General features: G+C 73.7%; 18 protein-coding genes and 1 pseudogene. 10 read left to right on the top strand and 9 right to left on the bottom strand.

All coding sequences use genetic code 11. The features are described from left to right. The first annotated feature begins 45 nt into the window (after positions 1 to 45). The 4 genes from ACIQFX_RS21205 (at position 46) to ACIQFX_RS21190 (ending at position 4,556) form a co-directional block, all read left to right on the top strand. Positions 46 to 1,665, top strand: coding sequence for an adenosine deaminase (locus tag ACIQFX_RS21205; RefSeq protein WP_402465460.1), 1,620 nt, complete (start codon positions 46 to 48; stop codon positions 1,663 to 1,665). Between the two features lie 244 nt (positions 1,666 to 1,909). Continuing rightward, positions 1,910 to 2,473: a Chromate resistance protein ChrB gene (locus ACIQFX_RS21200; RefSeq protein WP_402465457.1), complete on the top strand. Its 564-nt coding sequence runs from the start codon at positions 1,910 to 1,912 to the stop codon at positions 2,471 to 2,473. Continuing rightward, entirely contained in the window at positions 2,470 to 3,339 is an 870-nt protein-coding gene (locus tag ACIQFX_RS21195; protein ID WP_402465454.1) for an MFS transporter, read from the top strand. Before ACIQFX_RS21200 ends, ACIQFX_RS21195 begins: the two co-directional genes overlap by 4 nt. Before the next feature lie 131 nt (positions 3,340 to 3,470). Next, entirely contained in the window at positions 3,471 to 4,556 is a 1,086-nt protein-coding gene (locus tag ACIQFX_RS21190) for a tyrosine-protein phosphatase (protein WP_402465451.1), read from the top strand. A gap of 51 nt (positions 4,557 to 4,607) precedes the next feature. Here ACIQFX_RS21190 and ACIQFX_RS21185 read toward each other — a convergent pair whose 3' ends face one another. Next, complete coding sequence (locus ACIQFX_RS21185; protein ID WP_402465449.1) at positions 4,608 to 4,988, bottom strand: ArsR/SmtB family transcription factor; 381 nt, start codon at positions 4,986 to 4,988, stop codon at positions 4,608 to 4,610. A gap of 93 nt (positions 4,989 to 5,081) precedes the next feature. On the opposite strand from ACIQFX_RS21185, the gene ACIQFX_RS21180 reads away from it, so the two are divergent. Continuing rightward, on the top strand, positions 5,082 to 7,064 hold the full coding sequence (locus ACIQFX_RS21180; protein WP_402465446.1) for a heavy metal translocating P-type ATPase: 1,983 nt from the start codon (positions 5,082 to 5,084) through the stop codon (positions 7,062 to 7,064). A 53-nt stretch (positions 7,065 to 7,117) separates the two neighbouring features. Here the strand turns inward: ACIQFX_RS21180 and ACIQFX_RS21175 are convergent, their stop codons facing one another. After that, entirely contained in the window at positions 7,118 to 7,747 is a 630-nt protein-coding gene (locus ACIQFX_RS21175) for a class I SAM-dependent methyltransferase (RefSeq protein ID WP_402465639.1), read from the bottom strand. Between the two features lie 303 nt (positions 7,748 to 8,050). Beyond that, positions 8,051 to 8,407 (bottom strand): annotated as a pseudogene (locus tag ACIQFX_RS21170) (methyltransferase domain-containing protein); the annotation flags it as partial. Positions 8,408 to 8,544: 137 nt separating this feature from the next. On the opposite strand from ACIQFX_RS21170, the gene ACIQFX_RS21165 reads away from it, so the two are divergent. Further along, on the top strand, positions 8,545 to 9,504 hold the full coding sequence (locus ACIQFX_RS21165; protein ID WP_402465443.1) for a maleylpyruvate isomerase family mycothiol-dependent enzyme: 960 nt from the start codon (positions 8,545 to 8,547) through the stop codon (positions 9,502 to 9,504). A 278-nt stretch (positions 9,505 to 9,782) separates the two neighbouring features. Further along, positions 9,783 to 10,082 (top strand): dsRBD fold-containing protein, encoded by a 300-nt coding sequence (locus ACIQFX_RS21160; protein ID WP_402465441.1) that lies wholly within the window; start codon positions 9,783 to 9,785, stop codon positions 10,080 to 10,082. A 426-nt stretch (positions 10,083 to 10,508) separates the two neighbouring features. Here ACIQFX_RS21160 and ACIQFX_RS21155 read toward each other — a convergent pair whose 3' ends face one another. After that, on the bottom strand, positions 10,509 to 11,174 hold the full coding sequence (locus tag ACIQFX_RS21155; RefSeq protein ID WP_402465438.1) for a CBS domain-containing protein: 666 nt from the start codon (positions 11,172 to 11,174) through the stop codon (positions 10,509 to 10,511). Positions 11,175 to 11,348: 174 nt separating this feature from the next. Here ACIQFX_RS21155 and ACIQFX_RS21150 point away from each other — a divergent pair, with 174 nt between their 5' ends. Next, positions 11,349 to 12,635: a YncE family protein gene (locus tag ACIQFX_RS21150; RefSeq protein WP_402465435.1), complete on the top strand. Its 1,287-nt coding sequence runs from the start codon at positions 11,349 to 11,351 to the stop codon at positions 12,633 to 12,635. 51 nt (positions 12,636 to 12,686) lie between these two features. Beyond that, the gene (locus ACIQFX_RS21145) at positions 12,687 to 14,585 is read left to right on the top strand and encodes a glycoside hydrolase family 5 protein (RefSeq protein ID WP_402465433.1); all 1,899 of its coding nucleotides are present in this window, start codon (positions 12,687 to 12,689) and stop codon (positions 14,583 to 14,585) included. A 123-nt stretch (positions 14,586 to 14,708) separates the two neighbouring features. Here the strand turns inward: ACIQFX_RS21145 and ACIQFX_RS21140 are convergent, their stop codons facing one another. The 3 genes from ACIQFX_RS21140 to ACIQFX_RS21130 form a co-directional block, all read right to left on the bottom strand. Continuing rightward, positions 14,709 to 16,781: a discoidin domain-containing protein gene (locus ACIQFX_RS21140; RefSeq protein WP_402465430.1), complete on the bottom strand. Its 2,073-nt coding sequence runs from the start codon at positions 16,779 to 16,781 to the stop codon at positions 14,709 to 14,711. A 123-nt stretch (positions 16,782 to 16,904) separates the two neighbouring features. Further along, positions 16,905 to 17,498: a TetR/AcrR family transcriptional regulator gene (locus ACIQFX_RS21135; protein WP_402465427.1), complete on the bottom strand. Its 594-nt coding sequence runs from the start codon at positions 17,496 to 17,498 to the stop codon at positions 16,905 to 16,907. Between the two features lie 95 nt (positions 17,499 to 17,593). Continuing rightward, positions 17,594 to 18,328: a hypothetical protein gene (locus ACIQFX_RS21130; protein WP_402465424.1), complete on the bottom strand. Its 735-nt coding sequence runs from the start codon at positions 18,326 to 18,328 to the stop codon at positions 17,594 to 17,596. A 185-nt stretch (positions 18,329 to 18,513) separates the two neighbouring features. Between ACIQFX_RS21130 and ACIQFX_RS21125 the strand changes: the two genes are divergently transcribed. After that, positions 18,514 to 19,185, top strand: a complete 672-nt coding sequence (locus ACIQFX_RS21125) for a hypothetical protein (RefSeq protein WP_402465422.1) — start codon at positions 18,514 to 18,516, stop codon at positions 19,183 to 19,185. A gap of 52 nt (positions 19,186 to 19,237) precedes the next feature. Here the strand turns inward: ACIQFX_RS21125 and ACIQFX_RS21120 are convergent, their stop codons facing one another. Further along, entirely contained in the window at positions 19,238 to 19,921 is a 684-nt protein-coding gene (locus tag ACIQFX_RS21120; protein WP_402465419.1) for a GntR family transcriptional regulator, read from the bottom strand. Between the two features lie 73 nt (positions 19,922 to 19,994). Next, positions 19,995 to 21,179, bottom strand: a complete 1,185-nt coding sequence (locus ACIQFX_RS21115; RefSeq protein ID WP_402465416.1) for a CaiB/BaiF CoA transferase family protein — start codon at positions 21,177 to 21,179, stop codon at positions 19,995 to 19,997. Positions 21,180 to 21,188 lie beyond the last annotated feature (9 nt).

The raw sequence follows: 21,188 nt of genomic DNA, 5'->3' as shown, positions 1-21,188 counted from the left end.
CGAGTGATCATTTCCGTACCCCCACGAGACTTCAACCGCCCGGCTGTGCGCCGCACTTCGCGCCGCCGTTCCCTGCTCGTCGCCGCGCTGTGCCTGCTGCCGGCCGCCGTCGCGGCCCCGGCGGGCCCGGCGAGTGCGGCCCCCGGCGTCCCCGGAGCGTCCGGTGGGCCCGCGGGCGCGCCGCGGCCGATGGCGACGGCGGGCGAGGTGGTGGCCGATGCCCGGCTGTCCTCGATCCGTGACGATCCGGCCGCGCTCCAGGCGTTCTTCCGTGCCCTGCCCAAGGGCGGGGAGCTGCACAATCACCTGTCCGGCGCGGTGAGCACCGAGTACCTGATCAGGCTCGCCGCCGAGGACGGGCTGTGCGTCGACACGACGACGATGACGGCCGTGGTGCCGCCGTGCGGACCGGGCACGAGGCCGGCCACCGACGCGAACACCGACCGCGCCTTCCACGACGCCCTCGTGAGGGCGTGGTCGATGCAGGACTTCCCGCAGGGCGGCAACGGCCACGACCACTTCTTCGACACCTTCGGGAAGTTCGGCGAGGTGACGTGGCGGAACCGGGGCAAGCTGCTGGCCGAGTTCGCCGACACCGTGGTCGAGCAGAACCAGTTCTATCTGGAGACCATGGTCAGCCCGGCCTCGGAGAGCGCCAGGAAGCTCGCGAACGAGGTCGGCTGGGACGCCGACCTGGCCCGGATGCACGGGAAGCTCGTCGCGGACGGCAAGCTCGACAAGATCGTCGCCGAGGCCCGCAAGGAGGCCGACGACGGCGACGCCGAGTTCCGCACCGAGGCCGGGTGCGCCACCGGAGCGCCCCGCCCCGGCTGCGGGCTGACCGTGCGCTGGATCTCCCAGGTGAACCGCGGCAGCACCAATGAGCGGGTATTCACCCAGATGGCGCTCGGCATGCGCCTCGCCGAGGCCGACCCGCGCTTCGTCGCCGTCAACCTGGTGCAGCCCGAGGACTGGGACACCTCCCTGGCCAACTACAGCGCCCAGATGCGGATGCTGAAGTACCTGCGCGGCGTGTACCCGAAGGCCCACCTGACCCTCCACGCGGGCGAGCTGTGGCCGGGTCTCGTCAAGCCCGCGGACCTGACCTTCCACATCGGCGAGGCCGTGGACGTGGCCGGTGCCGACCGCATCGGGCACGGCGTCGACCTCGTCCACGAGAACGACTGGCAGCGGGTGGCCGACACGATGGCCGCGCGGCGCGTCGCCGTCGAGGTGCCGTTCACCAGCAACGCCCAGATCCTCGGCGTCAAGGGTGCCGACCACCCCTTCGAGACGTACCGCGCCCACGGCGTCCCGGTCGTCCTCGCCACCGACGACCCGGGCGTCTCCCGGATCGACGTCACCCACGAGTACCGGTACGCCGCCGAGACGTACGGCCTGACCTACCGCGAGCTGAAGGACCTGGCCCGCGCCTCCCTGGAGTACGCCTTCCTGCCGGGCGCGAGCCTGTGGCAGGGCAACCCGACCCGTGACGGCTACCGCCTCGCCGGCGCCTGCCGCCACGACGAGCCCGGCTCCGACCGCCTCCGCCCCCACTGCCGCCGCCTCCTCGACGCCAGCCCCAAGGCGGCCGTCGAATGGCGACAGGAGGCCGCGTTCCGCGCCTTCGAGCGCCACGTCGCGACGGGCTCCAAGGCCGGCTGACCCGCCGCTTTCCGAGCAAGGCCACGTAAGACCGAGCAAGGCCACGTAAGACCGAGCAAGGCCATGGAAGACCACGCATGGCCGCGTACGAGCACGCAAGGCCACGCCACACCGCCTTGCCGTTTCCCGCGCGACGCCGCGCCACACCGCCCCGCCGTCCGCCCTCCCCGGGCGGGCGGCGGGGTCGTTGCGTTCCCGCAGCCCGATACATCTGAGAGATGTAACGGCTGCTGCATTTCCCACTGTGCCGAACATCGAAGCGGACGCGCGCTGGCTCGTCCTCGTCCTCAAGATCCCTGCCGAACCCTCCCGTCACCGGGTGGCGGTCTGGCGTGAGCTGCGCCGTACCGGCGCGCTGTCCCTCGGGCAGGGGGTGTGGGCGGTGCCGGACGTGCCGGTGTTCGCCGACGGCACCGCCAGGGCCCTGGAGTTGACGGGGAAGGCGGGCGGTCAGGCGCTGACGCTCAACGCCACGGGTAGCGGGCCCGAGGACGCGGCCCGCTTCCGTGCCCTGTTCACGGCGGCCCGCTCGGCGGACTGGGCGGAGTTCCTCGCGGACTGCGGCAAGTTCGAGGAGGAGATCGCCAAGGAGATCCGGATCGGCAAGTTCACCCTCGCCGAGCTGGAGGAGGAGCAGTCGCTGGAGCGGCTGCGCCGCTGGCACCGCGACCTGACCGCCCGTGACGTCTTCGGCGCCCCCGAGGCCCCGGAGGCCGCGGTCCGCCTCAAGGCCTGCGCGGCCGTGTGCGAGGACTACGCGGAGCGCGTCTTCGCCGTTCTGCACGAGACGCCGGGAGGCGACCGATGAGTGCCCCTGTCTCCGCGCCGCCGGCGGTCCGCGTGGCCGGGATGTGGCCGTTGTACGCCGCCGGGTTCACGACGACCGCCTTCGGTGCCCACGGCATCGCCGCCAACCTCGGCGGCTTCTCCGACGACGCCGTCACTTCCCTGCTCGTCCTCGGCGGTCTGCTCGTCTGGGCCGGCGGCCTGCGCCTGCTCTTCACCGTGCTCGCCGTGCTCGGCGCCGCGGTCGCCGTGCGGGCCGTGGTCGCCGTGCCGGCCGTACCGCCCCTGCCCAAGCGGCGCCAGACCGTCCTCGACCTGGCGCGCCGCCTGGCCGACCCGGTCTTCCTCGGCCCCACCGCCGCGCTGGCCGCCGCGACCGCCGCGCTCTCCGTCGGCGTCGGCTTCCTGCCCGTCTCGGGCGCCGCCGCGGGGCTCGGCACCATCGCCACCGGAGCCGCCGTCTCCGTCCTCGCCGCCACCGCCGCCGTCGTCCAGCCCTACGCGGGGCGCGCCCACGACGCCGGTCGCCTCACCACCCGCACCGGCCTCGCCGTCGGCCTGGCCGTCACCGCCGCGGGGCTCGGCTGCGCCATGCTGCCCGGACTGGCGGGCGTGCTCCTGGCGGCCGCCCTCATCGGCACCGGCACCGGCCTGATCACCCCGCTCGGCTTCACCGCCCTCGCCACCTCGACCCCCGAGGAGCGCATGGGTCAGACCATGGGCGCCGCCGAACTCGGCCGCGAACTCGGCGACGCCGGGGGCCCGCTCCTCGTGGCGGGCGCGGCGACCCTGGCGACGCTCACCCACGGGTACGCGGCCCTGGCCCTGCTCGTCGCTGCCGGCGCCGCCGTCGCGCTCCTGCGGCGGGCCGCCGTGAGCGCGTCGTAACCCGCCCGGGACCCGCCCACCCTCTGCATGACGTGCACAGATGGCATGTTTTGCCATCTGTCCTCGGTGGGGCGGTTTCCGGCCATGCCGTGTTCATGCGACGTTCGCCCCCGCCGCTCAGTGTCACGGCCATGAACAAGGCAACCCTGTCCACGGCCTTCCTCGTCGCGGCCCTCTCCCTCGGCCTGCCCTCCGCGCCGGTCGCCACCGCCGCCGAGCGGCACCTGCCCCACCACGCCGACCAGCACCGTTCCGGCCAGGCCATCCCCTTCACCGAGGCCACCGTCACTGCGGGCGCCGACGGCTCGTTCGCCCTCGCGTGGAAGGCGGAGGGCGTCAAGCGCGTCGAGATCCACGCGAACGGCAGGGTCGTCGCGAAGGGTGGCGCCATCGGCCGGGCCGTGGTCACCGGCCTGCCCCCGGCCGACCGTCAGTGGTTCCGCTTCCAGGCCGACCGCGGCCAGGGCCTGCGGCTCGCCGACCGCCTCGTCCGGCTCTCCGGGACCGTCAACCTCCGCGACGCGGGCGGCTACCGCACCGAGACCGGCCAGTGGGTCAGGATGGGCGAGGTCTACCGCTCCGACGCCCTCGACCGGCTGACCGCCGAGGACCAGGCCAGGCTCCGGCGCCTGGGCGTCCGGACCGTCTTCGACCTGCGCACGGCCGACGAGCGGGCCAAGAACCCCGACAAGGTCCCCGCCGGCGCCGACTACGTCGTCGCGGACGTCTTCGCGGGCTCGGGCGCCTTCCAGGCCATGCCGAAGACCCCCGCCGAGGCCGAGCAGATGATGATCGACGCCGAGAAGGCCATGGTCGGCGGCGACGGCGGCAAGAAGGCCTACGGCCGGGTGCTCGACGGCGTACGCGCGGACGACGCGCGCTCCGTGCTCTTCCACTGCACCGCCGGCAAGGACCGCACCGGGTGGTCCAACGCCGCCCTCCTGACCGCACTCGGCGTGCCCAGGGACACCGTCATGGCCGACTACCTCGCCAGCAACACCTATCGCAAGGCCGCCAACGACGCCCTCCTCGGCCACCTCCCGCCCCAGCAGGCCGCCGTCTACAAGCCCCTCCTCGACGTCCGCCCCGAGTACCTCGACTCCGGCTACGCCGAGGTCGACGCGAAGTACGGCTCCTTCGACCGCTACCTCGACGCCGCCCTCGGTCTCGACCCCCGCGAGCTGAAGCGCCTGAAGAAGGACCTCCTCGTCGGCTGACCCGGACGGACGAACGGAAAAGCCCCCGTCGGAATCCGGCGGGGGCTTCGGTCATTCGGCGGCGGACGGCCCGGCGGGTTCGGGCGGCAGGTCGCGGACGCCCAGGCGCAGGTGCTCGACGTGGTGGAGGGCCTGGTCGAGGAGTTCGGCGACGTGGTCGTCGTAGAGGGCGTAGACGATCGAGCGGCCGTGCCGCTCCCCGGTCACCAGACCGAGGTTGCGCAGGAGCCGGAGCTGGTGGGAGCAGGCGGACGACTCCATGCCGACAGCCGTGGCCAGCTCGCCGACCGAGGACGGGCCCTCGCGCAGGCGCGCCAGGATGTACAGCCGCGAAGGGGTCGCGAGGGCCTGGAGGGTCGCGGCGACGTCGGTGGCGCCGACGGCGTCGAGGCGTTCGCGGGTGGTGCTGGTGGCGTGCGGTCCGTGGCCCATGTGACCATGATACGGAAGACATCTGAAGACCTATTCATTCATTCCTGTATGGTGGCTGCGTCGCCCCGTTCGCCCGTGAAGGGTTGCTTTGTCATGCCTTCTGTCCTGGACAGGTCCCCCGAGGCCGCCACCGGCCGGGAACGGCCGGTGCCCCGGCGACGCACCCGGGTCCTGGCGCTGCCCGAGGCCCGCTGGGCGCTCGCGGCGCTCGTGCTGTTCCTCGCGGCCCTCCCGCTCCACCTGCTGGACGCCCCGGCGTGGCTGTGGGGACCGCTGTTCGCGGCGACGTACGTCACCGGCGGCTGGGAACCGGGCTGGGAAGGGCTGAAGGCCCTCCGCGACAGGACCCTCGACGTCGACCTGCTGATGGTGGTGGCCGCGCTCGGCGCCGCGGCGATCGGCCAGGTCCTCGACGGTGCGCTGCTGATCGTGATCTTCGCGACCTCGGGCGCGCTGGAGGCGATCGCCACCGCCCGTACCGCCGATTCGGTACGGGGGTTGCTCGACCTGGCACCGGAGACGGCGATCCGGCTCGCGGACGACGGCACGGAGGAGACCGTTCCGGCCGAGTCCCTCGCCGTGGGCGACGTCGTCCTCGTGCGGCCCGGGGAACGCATCGGCGCCGACGGCCGCGTGCTCGACGGCGCGAGCGACGTCGACCAGGCCGGCATCACCGGTGAGCCGCTGCCCGCGGCCAAGCGGACCGGGGACGAGGTGTTCGCCGGCACCCTCAACGGCTCCGGCGCGCTGCGCGTGAAGGTCGAGCGCGACCCGGCGGAGTCGGTGATCGCCCGGATCGTGGCGATGGTCGAGGAGGCCGCGGAGACCAAGGCGCCGACCCAGCTCCTCATCGAGAAGATCGAGCAGCGCTACAGCCTCTGCATGGTCGCCGCGACCCTGCTGGTCTTCACCGTCCCCCTGCTCGCGGGGGCCGACCTCCGGTCCGCGCTGCTGCGGGCGATGACCTTCATGATCGTCGCCTCGCCCTGCGCCGTCGTACTCGCCACCATGCCGCCCCTCCTCTCGGCGATGGCCAACGCCGGCCGCCACGGGGTGCTCGTGAAGTCCGCCGTCGTCATGGAACGGCTCGGGCAGATCGACGCCGTCGCCTTCGACAAGACCGGAACCCTCACCGAGGGCACCCCACGCCTGACCGACCTGCGCCCGCTCGACGGCTCCGGCCTCGACGAGGACACGCTCCTCGGGTTCGCCGCGGCGGCCGAGCACCCCAGCGAACACCCCCTGGCCCGCGCCGTCGTGGACGCCGCCCGCGCCCGCGGCCTGGAGCCGGCGACGGCCGACCACTTCTCCTCCTCGCCCGGCGAGGGGGTCACCGCCACGGTCGGCCGCCGCCTCGTCGCGGTCGGCAGCCCCGCCCGCCTCCTCGCCGACCCCGCCGAGCCGGCCGCCGTGCAGGCCGCCGCGCTCGTCTCCGCGCTGGAGGAGGAGGGCCGCACCGCCGTCGTGGTCACCCTCGACGGCCGCCCCGCCGGTGTCCTCGGGATCGCCGACCGCCTCCGCCCGGAGGCAGCCGCGGCCACCCGCGCCCTGGCCGAACTGACCGGCCGCGCCCCGGTCCTGGTCACCGGCGACAACCCGCGCGCCGCCGCCCGCATCGCCGCGGAGGTCGGCATCACCGATGTACGGGCGGGCCTGCTGCCGCAGGACAAGGTCGCCGCCGTCCACGAACTCCGGAACGGCGGAGCCAAGGTCCTGGTGGTCGGCGACGGCGTCAACGACGCCCCCGCCCTCGCCGCCGCCCACACCGGCATCGCCATGGGCCGGGCCGGCTCCGACCTCGCCCTGGAGACCGCCGACGCCGTCGTCGTGCGCGACGAACTCGCCGCCATCCCCACCGTGGTCGACCTCTCCCGCCGGGCCCGCGCGCTCGTCGTCCAGAACCTGGTCATCGCGGGCGCCTTCATCACCGCCCTGGCCGTCTGGGACCTCGTCGGCACCCTTCCCCTGCCGCTGGGCGTCGCAGGGCACGAAGGCTCCACCGTGCTCGTCGGCCTCAACGGCCTGCGCCTCCTCGCCGACGGCGCCTGGCACCGCTCCCGGCCCGACGCCCGCTGAGGCGCCGAGTGCCCGAGCGGCCGTGCCTCCCCGCCGGACCGCGCCCCCGGTCGCTAGGTGAGCCGGGCCGTCACATGGACGTCGAGGAAGCCCCGTTCGGAGGCCGGGTCGTGGAGGAGGCGGGCGAACGGGGTGAGGCCGGCATCGGTCAGGAGGGCGGCGAAGAGGTCCGGGGGCCAGCTGTACGCGGTGGTCACCTTGTGGTCGAAGGGGACCGGTTCCGGTCCGTCGGTGCCGAAGAACGAGGTCAGGAGCAAGCCGCCCGGGGCCAGGGCGCGCGCCTGCTCGGCCAGAAGGGAGGGCAGTTCGGCGGGCGGGGTGTGGATCATCGAGTAGTGCGCCAGGACGCCGCCCAGCGCGCCGTCCTCGACGGGCAGGGACTCCATGCGGGCCTCGTCGAAGCGGAGGGCCGGGTGCGCCCGCCGGGCGTGCTCGACCATGGCGGGGGAGAGGTCGAGTCCGAAGGCGTCGAGGCCCAGGTCGTGGAGCATGGCCGTGAGGTGCCCGGGCCCGCATCCGACGTCGGCCGTGCGGAGGTTGCCCGTGTCGCGGACCAGCTCGGCGAAGGTGCCGAGCATGGCCCGGGTGAACGGCCGGGTCTCCAACCGGTCGGCGAAGAGCGACGCGTACAGATCGACGACCCCGTCGTAGGCCGTCCTCGTCTCGTCCTGGTGGTTCGGCATGGGGAGGAAGTTAACAGGTGACACCTGCGGGGTGGGGCGGTGTCCGTGTCTGCGCCTGCCTCCGCGCCTGCGCCTGTGCCCGCGCACATGCCTGCGCCTGTGCCCGCGCCCGCATCTACCCCCGCGCCCCCGTCGACACCCGCGCTCGCACAGGCGTCGCCCCGGCATTGGCGGCGTTGATTCCGGAGCGTCAGCTCCGGCGCGTCGTCGCCGCCGCCGTGAAGAAGAGGACGGCACGTCCGTGCGGGCGAGGACCCGGTGCGCCTCGGACAGCGCCGCTCCCGGGGTGGGGAGGTCGTGGAGCGGCTTGTCCGCCCGGTAGGCGTCGAACGCGCCGTCGGCGTACGGGAAGGAGGCCGCGTCGCCCACGGTGAAGGAGCGGCCGGGCAGGCGCCGGCGAGCCGCCTCGACCAAGGCCCCGTACCGGTCGATCCCGACGGCTACGGCTACGGCTACGGCCCCGAGCGCCGTGGCCTCCGCCACCGCGAGGCCCCCGCCGCACCCGACGTCGGGGAGGCGGGTGCCCGGTGCCAACCCGAGGAATTCGTAGGAGCGGCGGTGGAGCGCGGCGGCGCCTTGCCGCGCGTCGCGCCCTGGCGCCGGATCGCCCAGGCGCGAGCCTGTCTCGACCTCGTGGAAGGCGCGCTGGACTGCGGACACGCCGGCCTCGCCACCTGTGCGCGGCTCCGCGGGATCGTTGCCGGAGCGACCGGTACCGCCTGAGCTACTCGCTGGTACGGTCCCTGGCCTACCGGTACTCCAGGGGGAGTCGCCGGAGCCGGGGGAGGGGCGGATCCATGACGGGACGAACGGGCGGGGTGCTTCCCGGCGGGCTCGCCGAGGCGATACGGGGGACGGCCGAGGACATCGCGGCGGTCCTGCGTACGGCGGAGGGCGCGGGATCGCGGGGCGGCGGCCCGACGGGTGGGAGCGCCGGGGGCGGCGCCTCGGGAGGTGACACCGCCGGCCACGGCGGCGGGCTGCCCGTGCCCCGCTCCACCTGGACGGTGGGCGAGGCCGCCGCGCACCTCGCCCAGGCGAACGCGCTGATGGCGGACCTGGCCGCGGGCCACCGGCGGCCGTACGGCGACGGCACCCCCGGCAGCCTCGCCGAGGCCAACGAGCGGGCCCTCGCGGGGTTCGCGGAGCGGGCGCCCGGCCCGCTCGCGGAGATGATCACGGCCCAGGCCCTCGCCTTCCTCGACTCGGTCGAGGAGCGCGGCCCGGACGAGTCGGTCACCACCCCGCTCGGCGACATGGGCCCGGCCGTCCTCGGCTCGTACCTGCTGACCCACATGCTCGGCCACGGCTACGACCTCGCCCTCGCCCTGCGCCGCCCGCACATGGTCGACGCGCACCGGGTGCGGCTCAGCATGCCCTTCATGATCCACGCGATGCCGCAGGTGGCGGACCCGGACGCCGTCGCCCGTCTCACCGCGAGTTTCGCGGTACGCCTCCGGGGCGGCCCCGGCTTCGGCGTCACGATCACCGACGGCCGGGTCGGGGTCGCCCACGAGGCGCCAGCACGGCCCGACTGCAAGATCCTCACCGAGCCGGTCACCTTCCTCCTCCTGGCCCTCGGCCGCATCGACCCCTGGCCCGCGATCGCCCGCGGCAGGGCGCTCGGCTGGGGCCGCAAGCCCTGGCTCGCCCCGCGCTTCCCCCCCTCTTCCGCGCGCCCTGAGACACGCCCTGAGACGCGCCCGAGTCGTCCAGGCCCGCGTGTACCTGAGCCGCGTCTCGCACCGTGTCCCTGAGCCGTCCAGGGCCGTACGACCGAGCCGTCTCGGGCCGTGTACCCGAGCCGTCTCGGACCGCGCGCCCGCGGCGCGTCGGGTGTGCGTGCGAGCCGTCCCGGCCGTACGGCGCGAGCAGCCCCGCCCGTACGGCCCCGGCGGGATCCGCCGGGGCGGGCCCGTCCCCCGACCCCGTCTCCCGTCCCCCGTGCGCCACGGCCGCCGCCGATGGATCCTGGAGGTAACGGAAGGGGCCGTGCCTCGGTTCCGCGCGGCCCGACGGTGCGAGGAGGCAGACCATGAGCCGCACTCTGGAGTGGACGGTCGGAGTGGAAGTGGTGGAGGAGGGCGGCAGGACCAAGGCCGAGGCCCGACTCAGCACCGGCACCACGACCCTGACGGGCCACGGTTCCGCCCGGTGCAACCCGGCGGACGTGGACGTACCGGCGATCGGCGACGAGCTCGCCGCCAGCCGCGCGATGAAGGACCTCGCGGGCAAGCTCATGCAGGAGGCCAACCGGGACATGGAGGCCGTGGGCGCCGGGACCGTACCCCAGCGCACCGGCCCCGGATACGGCTGGCCGGAGGCGGTCTCCTGACGGGCCCGCCGGCCGAGCCGGGACCCCGGTCGGACGCCGAGTCCGGCCGGGAGCCGGCCGCTTCGCGCTGCCCTGGCCCGCGAGCCCGGCAGGACGCCGCCAGGTTGGCGCTGCTCTGTTCCGACGTGCGAACCAGGCCGTGAGCTGGGCAGCCGGGTCAGTCTGCGCTGCTCCGACGCGCGAGTCCGGCCGCGAGCCGGGCAGTCCGCGTTGCTCCGGGGTACGAATTCGGGTGGGAGCCCGGCAATCCGCGCTGCTCCGACGCGCGCATCCCGGCCGCGAGCCGGGCAGCCGGTCAGCCGGTCGGCCTGCGCTGCTCCAGCGCACGAATCCGGCCAGGAGCCCGGCATCTCGTGGTGCCCTGACGCACCGGTCCGGCCGGGCGCCGTCCGGCCGGGCGCCGCCCTGACGAGGTTCCTCCGGGCGTCACCCCACGCCGTCCTCCCGCTTGCCGTCCTCCCGCTCGTCGCCCTCCGGTCGCTCGCTCCGCGCCGCCGCCGCGTCGGGCTCCTCGTACCCCAGTCGGTCGACGACCTCGACGACGCCGTCGACGGTCTCGCACAGGCGCACCAGGATGGGGCCGAGGCCGCGCCGCTCCAGTGTGCCGCTGAGGGTGACGATGCCCTCGTCGACCTCGATGTGCACGGCGGAGGGGGAGAGGCGCATGATCCGGACGAGGACGTCCTCGCGGATCTCCTCCTGGATCGAGCGGTCGCGGCGCAGGAAGAGCTGGAGGAGGTCGCTGCGGCTCAGTACGCCGATCAGGCGGCCGTCCGCGTCGACCACGGGGAGGCGCTTGATGCGGTGCCGCTCCATCAGGCGGGCCGCCTCGACGGCCGTCCAGGAGGGGCGGGCGGTGACGACGGGGCTCGACATCATGGCCTCCGCCGTGCTCGGCCCGTCCTTGGTGGCGTGTCGCCGTAGCAGGTCGGCCTCCGAGACGACGCCCACCGGGCGGCTGTCGTCGTCGACCACGGGGACGGCGGTGATGCCGTACTCGTCGAGGAGTCGTGCGATCTCCTTGAACGAGGTCCCGCGCTGTACCGCGACCGCGGCCGGCGTCATCAGGTCCGCGACGCTGCGGTGCCTCATCGTCCGTTCCGTCCCTTCTGCGTTCCGGATTCCATGGTCCCGCACGGGGGCCCGAGCTCGCGCGAGGGGGGCCGGCGAGGTGGCGCGAAGGGGGGCGTGACAGGGGCTTGTGGGTGTGGCGTGCGCATGGTTACCTCCGGTAAGTCATCGTCGCGCCACGGAAGAAGGACCCCCATGCCCTCTCCCCGTACGTCCGGGACCCGCCGCCTCCTCGGGGCCGTCGCCGCCTCTCTGGCCCTCGTCACCGCGTCCGCGGGCGCGGGTTCCGCATCCGCTCCGGAACGGGCCGCCGCGCCGGGCGCGACCGCCTCGGCCGGGCTGCGCGAGGTGATGTTCGTCGGCAACAACTGGGACGGCACCGCCGACGTCATCGCCGCCCGGGGCGACTTCCGGCGTGTCGGCCGCGTGAACGTCATCCCCGACAAGGAGCAGCGGCTCCGCGAGATCTACCTCAACCCGGTCAAGCTCGCCTTCTTCCTCGGCGTCCGCAGCGGACCGGGCGAGGGCCACGACCAGTTCGTCGACGACATGTACGCCACCCCCGACGGATCCGCCATGGTCGTCTCCCGGCCGAGCTTCGCCGACGTCATCTCGCTCGACCTGCGCACCGGGAAGATCAACTGGCGTTTCCCCGTGGCCGGTTACCGGGCGGACCACATGGCCGTCTCGCCCGACGGCAGCCGGGTCGCGGTCTCCGCCTCCACGGCGAACACCGTGCACGTCCTCGACGTCGCCACCGGCCGCCAGCTCGGCTCGTTCAAGACGGGCGACAAGCCGCACGAGAACGTCTTCACCTCCGACGGCCTCCTCTGGAACATGTCCATCGGCGAGGTCACCACGGCCCTCGACGCGCCGTGGCTCGACTGGTCCAAGGGCGACCGGAAGATCACCGTCGTCGACGCGAGCACCTTCGAGACCGTCCGCGTCATCGACATGCGCACCCGCCTCGACGCCTTCGGGCGCGGCGACCTCTCCGACGCCGTCCGCCCGCTCGTCTTCACGCCGGACGAGAAGAAGGTCTACTTCCAGGTCTCGTTCCTCAACGGCTTCCTGGAGTACGACGTCGACTCCGACCGCATCACCCGCATGAAGAACCTCCCGGCGAACCCGGCGACCGACCCCGACCGCACCACCTGGGTCAACGACTCGCGCCACCACGGCCTTTCGATCAGCCCGGACGGCGCCAAGCTCTGCGTCGCCGGGACGATGGACGACTACGTGACCGTCGTGGACCGGGAGACCCTTGCGGAGGGCCCGCTCGTCCAGGCCTCCAAGCCGTACTGGGCGACCGTGAGCGGCGACGGCCGCTCCTGCGTCATCTCCGAGAGCGGAGCCGACCGGGTCACCGCGATCGACTTCGCCACCGGGCAGCGGGTGGCCTCCGTGGCCGTCGGGGACCACCCCCAGCGGGTACGGCTCGCCCGCGTGCCCGCGGACTGGACCGGCCCCGCGGCCGGCTGACACACCGCTCGCATCCGCACACCCGCACCCGCACTCGCCCCGAAGGACATCGTGAAGAGAACCCTCCTGGGGGCCGCGCTCGCCGCGGCCCTCCTGGCCGCCGGGACCACGGCGGCTCCCGCGGCCCCCGCACCGGCCGCACCCGCTCCCGTGACGGCCCCCGCCGCGCTCGCCGACGGCTGGCAGCCTCCGCTCAGCACCCGGGGGCGCTACGTCGTCGACGCGACCGGCGCCCGCTTCAAGCTCAGGTCCGCCAACTGGCACGGCGCACAGGGCTCGTGGACCGGTTCGGGCGACAAGGCCGACCCCGTGAACCACAACGCCGGGGAGAAGTCGGACCAGTTGCCCCTCGGCCTCGACCGCACGCCGGTCGCGAGGATCCTCGCCGACTTCCACGCCCTCGGCATCAACAGCATCCGCCTGCCGTTCTCCAACGAGATGCTCCACGACCAGCGGCCCGTCCCCGACGCGGCCGTCGCGGCCAACCCGCAGCTGCGCGGAAAGACCCCGCTCCAGGTCTTCGACGCGGTGATCGCCGCGACGACGGCCGAGGGGTTCGCCGTGGTCCTGAACAACCACACCAACACCTCCCGCTGGTGCTGCGGCCTCGACGGCAACGAGCGCTGGAACACCAGCCAGTCCACCGCCCAGTGGGAGAACGACTGGCTCTTCGCGGCCCGGCGCTACAAGGAGAACAAGCGGGTCGTCGGCGCCGACCTCTACAACGAGGTGCGCCGCACCATCACCGACGACGCCAACTGGGGCTGGGGCGACGACCACGACTGGTGGGCGGCCACCCAGCGCCTCGGCGACCGCCTCCTCACCGAGGCCAACCCCGACCTCCTCGTCATCGTCGAGGGCATCAACTGGCAGGGCATCCCCGCCGACGGGTTCTTCCACTGGCGCCCCACCCTCGAACCGGCCAGGACCCTCTCCCACACCCTCGTCGCCTCGGACAAACTCGTGTACTCGGCCCACTTCTACGGCTACACGGGCCCGAACCACACCGGCGCGACCGGCACCGGCGAGACCCACGACTGGCGCTACCAGGAACTCTCCCGCGACGACCTCTTCGCGACCCTCTCCCGCCAGGCCTTCTTCGTCGCCGCCGACACGGGCAAGCACTACACCGCACCCCTGTGGATCAGCGAGTTCGGCATCGGAGCCGACGAGACCGACCCGAAGGCCCGCGCCTGGTTCGGCAACTTCGTCGATCACCTCGTCGCGAACGACACCGACTTCGCCTACTGGCCGCTCGTCGGCTTCACCGGCCACGGACGCTGGAAGCTCCTCGACTACGACACCGAGGGCCGCCGTTCCGGCATCCTCGACGGCGCCGACTGGCGCGCCGCCGACTGGCGCCGACTGGTCACCGCCCCGGGTCTGACCGGCCCCGTGCCGACCGGCGACACCTGGCGCATGCTGAACCTCGACCACGCCGACGCGGTGCAGTCCCTCCGCACCCGGGCCCGGGGCGACTGGGACAGCGGCGCCCGCAAGGGGGTCTGCCCCGACGGGCTGCGGCTCGTCGGGCTGTCGCACCGCGACGGCCGCGGCCTCTGCACGGACGCGGGGGCCGGCCGACTCGCCGACCCGGCGGGCGGGTTCACCGTCGTGACCGACGAACGGTACGTCAGGGAAGGCGACTGGGCCGGCGGCTACAGCAAACTCCAGTGCCCTCGCGACCAGTTCATGACCGGCTACAGCGTCCGCGGCCAGGCTGTCTCCGCGGTCCTGTGCGCCGCCGCCGTCCGCGCCCTGCCGGTCACCGGCCGCACGCTCTGGTTCGACCGGGGGGACAACCGCCCGGCCGGCGGCCCGGGCGGTGAGTTCGCCCAGGGCAACTACAAGGGCCAGTGCGCCGTCGGCGAGTACGCGGCCGGCATCGCCTTCACCGGCGCCTGGGCCAAGGGCAAGACGCCCGACGCCCTGCTCTGCCGGACCCTGTAGGACGTACGGGCGCACGCACAGGAACAGGAACAGCAACAGCAACAGGAACAGGTACAAGCAAGGGAACGAGAGAGGGGCCTGCCGGATCCCGGATCCGGCAGGCCCCTCCGGCCTTGCGCACGCTCAGGACCGGTTCACCGACACCTCGTGGAGCGAGTAGCCCCAGCCCGTCGCCCGCCGCACGCCGTGGATCCGGACGTACCGGGCCGACTGCGAGGCGAACTCGGCGGTGTCGTACCCGCCGTCGCCCGCCTGGGTGGACCACGCCGTCCGCCAGGTGCTGCCGTCGTCGGACAGCTCGATCCGGTACTCGCGGGCGTACGCGGCCTCCCAGTCGAGCGTGACCTTCCCGACCCGGCGCACCGACCCGAGGTCCACCTGCCACCACTGGTCGTCGGACCACTCGCTGGCCCAGCGCGTTCCCGTGTCGCCGTCGACCGCGCGGCCCGGCGCGAAGCTGACGAACGGGTTCCACCACTCCGAGGTGCTGGCGGCCGCCGGCCGGCCGGAGGCCAGGTTCACCGCCGGCTCGTGGTCCTCGGTCCGCTTCCACGTCGTCAGGTACGACTCCGCACCCCGCGACAGCTCGTCGACGACGGCCGGACCGCCGTTGCTGAGCCGGATCTGCTCGATCCAGTCCGGCACGAGGCCGTTGTGCGCGGCGCCGTCCGTGTTGAGGTCCCAGGTGCGCTCGCCGGTGACCTGGCGGTCGAGCACCGCGCCGCCGTCGAAGCTGCGGAAGGGGTACTTCACGGAGTTCGGCGCGTCGGTGCCGACCGGGCCCGGCCAGCCGCCGACCCCGTTCATGTCGGTGCCGTAGCCGAACCCGACCCCGTACTTCTTGCGCAGCTCCGCCTTCTGCGCGGCCTCGCCGACGAATCCCTCGGCGCCGTGCATGTACGAGGCCGCGAAACCGCCGAGACGGTAGAGCCGCTCGGTCCAGTCCAGGTCCATCCAGCTGTGGCTGGAGAGGATGCCGGGGTACTCCTCGGCCTCCAGGATGTCGAGCGCGCGCCCGGCCGCCTTGACGCTCATGTGGTCGAGCTCCAGCATCATGCCGCGCTGGATCATGCCCTTCAGGGCGTACTCGCCGAGCCTCGTCAGACCGCGGGTGTTGCACTTGGCGTCGGAGGTGTACGAGGGCACGCTCACCCCGACCGGCAGCTTCTCGGCCATCGCGGGCGGGGCGGCGGCGAGCCCGATCGGGTTGTCGTGCTGCGCGCCCGCGCACTTCTCGGTGGTCCAGAAGGTCCCCGTGGACAGGAACTGGCCGATGTTGACCGCCACGCCCGTCGTGCCGCTGTCGAACCGCACGCCGCACAGCGCGTTGTCGAACTTGTGGCACAGGAACATGCTGCGCACGCCGAGCGCGTACAGCTCGTCGAGGCCCTTGTCGATGTCCGCCTGGCCGCACTGCGCGATGTCGAGGATCTGCTTGCAGCCGAAGGGCTCCGAGGTCTCCACGCCGAGGACGACCGCGAGCTTGCCCTGCTCGATCACCGAGCGGGCCTGCTGGGCGCTGGTCACGATCCGGAACCAGCCCTTGCCGGGGCCGCCGTACATCCCGTCGACGTAGTCCTGCAGCTCGTACGTCCTGCGGGCCTCCAGACGGATCGCGGTCATCTCGTCACAGGTGCGGTCCCGGGGCAGCAGCGAGCAGATCAGGCCGTTGGTCACCAGGTCGTTGACGAGCACCCGCTGGCCGCCGCGCCAGGCGCGCTCCACCCAGGCGTAGTAGTTCTGCTGGTGGCTCAGGGAGTTGTTGGCGGGCCAGTCCTTGAACGTCGGCCAGCCGACCGGGTCGTGCTTGCCGTTGTCGCCGCCCGTGAGGTGCTCGAAGAGGGCGCCGGAGCCGTCCGGGTAGTGCTCGGGGCAGTCCTTCAGCGCGTCGGCGATGCCCGCGGTCGAGAACGTCTGGCCGCAGATCATCCGGCCGCCGAAGCCCTCGTTGGACATCAGGTGGTTGTGGGCGTCGACGAAGCCGCGCACCTTCCCCTGCGCGTCCGTGCCCGTGAACGGCGCTCCGGTGACGTTGATCTGCGAGTCGGCCGCGGGCCGGGAGGTGGGCTCCCACCAGGTGCCGCCGGCGTCCGCGGCGGGCACCGGAGCGGAGCCGAAGAGTACGGCCGCCAGGGCCAGGAAGAGCGCGAGGAGGGCGGATCTGCCGCCGGTCCCGCGCGTGATGGGTCGAGTCATGATCAGCGATGCCTCCGGACGGTGGGGGTGTACCGGGCGCCCCGAGGATCGCGGTGTCGAGGGAGTGAGTCAAGAGTCCGGGTCAAATGACCTGTTGGTGTTTGCGGAATCGTCTCCGATCGATCAACCCTCCATCAGGGAAACGAGTTGATCGGCCGTCAGATCGAGGTGCCCGTCCGCCACACGCGCGTCGCCGAGCACCAGGAACTGCAGCGTCAACCCGTCGATCGCCGCCGCCAGATACCGCGCGAGCACCTCGACCGGAACACGCGGCTCGACCCCCCGCGCCGCGCCGACCTGACCGATCAGCGCCGCCGCCGACGCCACGTACTGGTCGTACTGCGCGCGCGCCAGATGCTCGAACCCCGGCTCCCGCAGGGCGTACTGGGTCAGGTCGTACGTCAGCATGTGCTCGCCGGGATGCGACGTCACGTGGTCCCAGTACGTCTGCAGCGCCCCCCGCACGGTCTCCCGCAGCGTCGCCCCCGGCTCGACGGCGGACATCACCCGCGCCACGTAGTTCCCCGTGATCGTCTCGATAGCGGCTTCCAGGAGCGCCTGCTTCGACTCGAAGCAGTAGTGGAACACGCTCAGCGACACACCCGCCTCGGCGCAGATCGACCGCGTCGTCGTCCGCGCCACCCCGTCCCTGGTCATCGCCCTGATCGCCGCCTCGACCAGCTGCCTGCGTCGTTCGGCCGACGGCATCCGCGCCATGGTTCCTCCTCGCGTCCGGCGCACAGGGTAACCGCAGCCCCTGTGCCCTTCCCTCCGGCCGGCCCCGTCCGCGACGGGACCGGCGGAGCGCGGCGTCAGGGGGTGTACGGGGCGTCGGTGTGGCCGAGTTCGGTCATGGCCGGCTCCGTCACGCGGTACACGGCGGTACGGCGGATCGTCACGACGGCCGCCGGGTCGGAGTCCCCGCGCGTGAGGTACACGACGGTGGCCCGACGCGGCGCCGGCGACGAGACGACGATCGACTCCACGGGCGTACGGTCGCCCAGCGAGGCGGCGGCGACGGGCACCGGGGTTCCGGCGTCGTTCCGCCAGGTGACGAGGCCGTAGAACTTGCCCGTGCCACCGGTGGTGACCTTGACGGCGGCCACCGCGTCCTGCGCCGGATCGCCCGTCATGTCACCGATGCCGCACTGCGGCTGGAGCTCGATCACCACGCCGTCGCCCTCCCACCGGCCGTCGGTGAAGGCCACGGTCCCCTCCGGCGCGTCCGGGAAGCGGAACGTCGACGTCTGCAGCTGGGCGCTGCGCAGCCCGTCACAGGTCAGCGCGCCCGCCGAGGTGTCCTTGCCCGGCTTCGTCGGCTTCTTCGACGGCTTCTTCGTGGGCTTCTTCGAGGCGGACGGCGCCGGCTTGGCCGATTCCGTTCCCCCACCCCTGCCCGGAGCCTTCGACGAGGTCGCGGTCCCGCCCGGCTTGGGGTTCACCCCCGCACCGCCGCCCGTGTCCTGGCAGCCCACCGTGACCGATGCCAGCGCCAGGGCCGTGACCAGCAACGTTCCCCGCGCCCGCCAGCTTCTCTTCCCGTTCACCGCAGGACCCCCTTTGTGTCCGTTCGCGCCGTCCGTCCACCGTCCGGCAGGGCCGAAGACGCGTCGTTCCGCACCGCGGTTGCGGGTGCGGGGCAGGAGGGTGAGGAGAAGCGCCATGGCCTGTACTCGCCCTCGCGGCTCGCGAGAATAAGGCTTCCCGTCGTCCCGCCTCCCGAAGAGCCGCCGTGACCGTCAGCACCACCGCACACCCGTCCACCGACCCGGCGGGGATACGCGCCGATCGGCGACGGCCCGTCGAGTCGGTGGCCGCCCCCCGGCGCCTCCTCGCCGGGCGGCGCCCCTTCGAACTGGCCGACCTGCGGCGGCTGAACCGCGAGGCCGCGGCACGCGCCCGGGCCGAGAACCGGGAGCTCCACGCGGAACACCTGGCCGCCCTGACGGACGCCGAACGCGAGGCGCGGGCCGAGGCCGACCTGCGGCGGGCCGCCTTCGGCGAGACGGCGGAGCGCCTCCTCGCCCTCCGCGCCGAATTGGCCGCCCACGTCGACGCCCACGGCGACCTGGGCCTCATGGAGCGCCGAACCCGCTCCCGAGCCCCGCGCCCGCTACCGGCCGGCCCCGCGGTGATCCCGCACCCGCGCCCGCCGGGGGCCGGGCCGAAGGCGCCCGGGGGCGCCCGTGGCGGCGAAGGCCCCCGTGGCACCGAGCGGCTCGACGGTGGTGAGCACGCACGCGGTGGTGAGCACGCCCATGACGGCGCGTGCGCCCACGAGGTCCGACCGCGGCACACCGGGGGCGGTGCGCCGTGGGCGGTGGCGGTCGTGGCGGCGCTCCTCGTCGCGGCCGGGGCGACGCGGCGCTCGCGCGGCGAAGGAACGGACGCGCCCACCGAGTGAACCGCCGCACCGGGTGAACGCACCGAGCGAACCGCGTCCCCCGTGACACGACTCAGCCTTGCCCCGGCTCCCGGGGCGTGTCCAGGACCTCGCGGAGTGCCGCGACCGCGTGGGCGCGGTGGGTGTCGAGGTGGTGGACGACGGTGTCGATGTCGCCCCGGTGGAGGGCGGTGAGGACGGCGCGGTGCTCGTGGACGGCCTGTTCGCGGTGCGGGGTGTCGGTGTAGTAGAGGGAGCGGTAGGCGTCGGTGGAGTCCCAGAGGGTGGTGACGAGGCGGACGAGGCGGGGCATGCCGGAGGCCTCGATGAGGGTGAAGTGGAAGCGGCGGTTGGCCGCGGCCATGCCGGGGACGTCGCCGGCGTCGGCGGCGCGTTCCACCTCCTCCTGGGCGTGTTCGAGCGCGGCGAGGGTGCCGTCGGGCATGCGGCGCGCGGCGCTGCGTACCGCCTCCGTCTCCAGGAGTTCGCGGATCCGGTAGATCTCCTCCAGGTCGGAGAGGGAGAGTTCGGCGACGAAGTAGCCCCGGTGTATGTGGTGGACGACGAGGCCCTCGGCCTCCAGGGCCTTCAGGGCTTCGCGCAGGGGGACGCGGCTCACCTCGAAGCGGGCCGCGAGGGCGTCCTGGACGATCTGGTCGCCCGGCCTGAGCTCTCCGGTGGTGATGGCGCGCCGCAGTTCCTCCAGGACGAACTGCTGGGCGGTCTGCGGCCGCCGTTTCTGCACCGCGCTGCTCATCGCCTGTGACCTTCCGTTCCTTCGTGTCGCCACCGGCGGTGCCCGCCGCCGGTGGCGCCCATCTTCCTACGGATCAGGGCGTGCGCGCGGGTCGTCCCAGCGTGGCGAGCAGGTCGTCGGTGTGCTCGCCGAGGCGTGGGGGAGCGGCGCGGTAGGACGGCGGGGTGGCGTCGAGCCGGATGGGGTTGACGACCTGCCCGGGGCCGGCCGCGGCCTCGGGCACCCGCGGGGCGAGCCCCAGGCGGTCGGCGAGGTCGAAGGCGGCGGCGAGGTCGTTGATGGGGCCGCAGGGCACGCCGGCCGCGGCGAGTTCCTCGAACCAGTCGTCGGCGGTACGGGTGGCGAGCGGCGCGGCCAGGGCCGTGACCAGGTCCTCGCGGTGGGCGACCCGGGCCGTGTTGGTGGCGAACCGGGGGTCGTCGGCGAGCTCCGGCCGGCCGATCCGGTCGCAGAGGTTCCGGAACTGCCGGTCGTTGCCGACGGCGAGGACCAGCGGCCGGTCCCGGGCCTCGAAGACCTCGTACGGGGCGATGCTCGGGTGCCGGTTGCCCATCGCGCGCGGCACGACGCCGGCCCCGAGGTGGGCGGCGGCCTGGTTGGTGAGCGCGGACAGGAGGGAGGTGAGGAGGGAGACCTCGACGCGCTGCCCCTGGCCGGTGAGGTCCCGGTGGCGGAGGGCGGCGAGGACGCCGAGGCCCGCGTGGAGGCCGGTGATGACGTCGACGAGGGCGACGCCCGCCTTGGTGCCGGGGCCGCCCGGTTCGCCGGTCACGCTCATGAGGCCGCCCATGGCCTGCACGAGCAGGTCGTAGCCGGGGAGCCGGGCCCCCTCGGCGGTGCCGAAGCCGGTCACGGAGCAGTACACGAGCCCGGGGTTGGACTTGCGTACGTCCTCGTATCCGAGGCCCAGCCGCTCCATCGTGCCGGGGCGGAAGTTCTCCACCAGGACGTCCGCCCCGTCCACGATCGCGCGGGCCGCCGCGAGGTCCTCGGGGTCGGCCAGGTCGAGGGAGACGGAGCGCTTGTTCCGGTTCACCCCGAGGAAGTAGGTGGCCTCGCCGGCGGCGAACGGCGGCCCCCACGCGCGCGTGTCGTCGCCGGAGCCCGGCCGCTCGATCTTGATCACGTCCGCGCCCAGGTCGGCGAGGAGCATCGTCATGTACGGCCCGGCGAGCACGCGGCCGAAGTCGGCGACGACGATCCCGGACAGGGCGCCGCCCTCCGTCGTCCCCGGGGTGCCCGGCTGGTCTGCGCGCATGCGGCGTTC

This window comes from Streptomyces sp. NPDC093089 (genome assembly GCF_044754405.1).
Taxonomy (GTDB): Bacteria; Actinomycetota; Actinomycetes; order Streptomycetales; family Streptomycetaceae; genus Streptomyces.
This window is presented reverse-complemented; position numbering and strand designations above follow the sequence as displayed.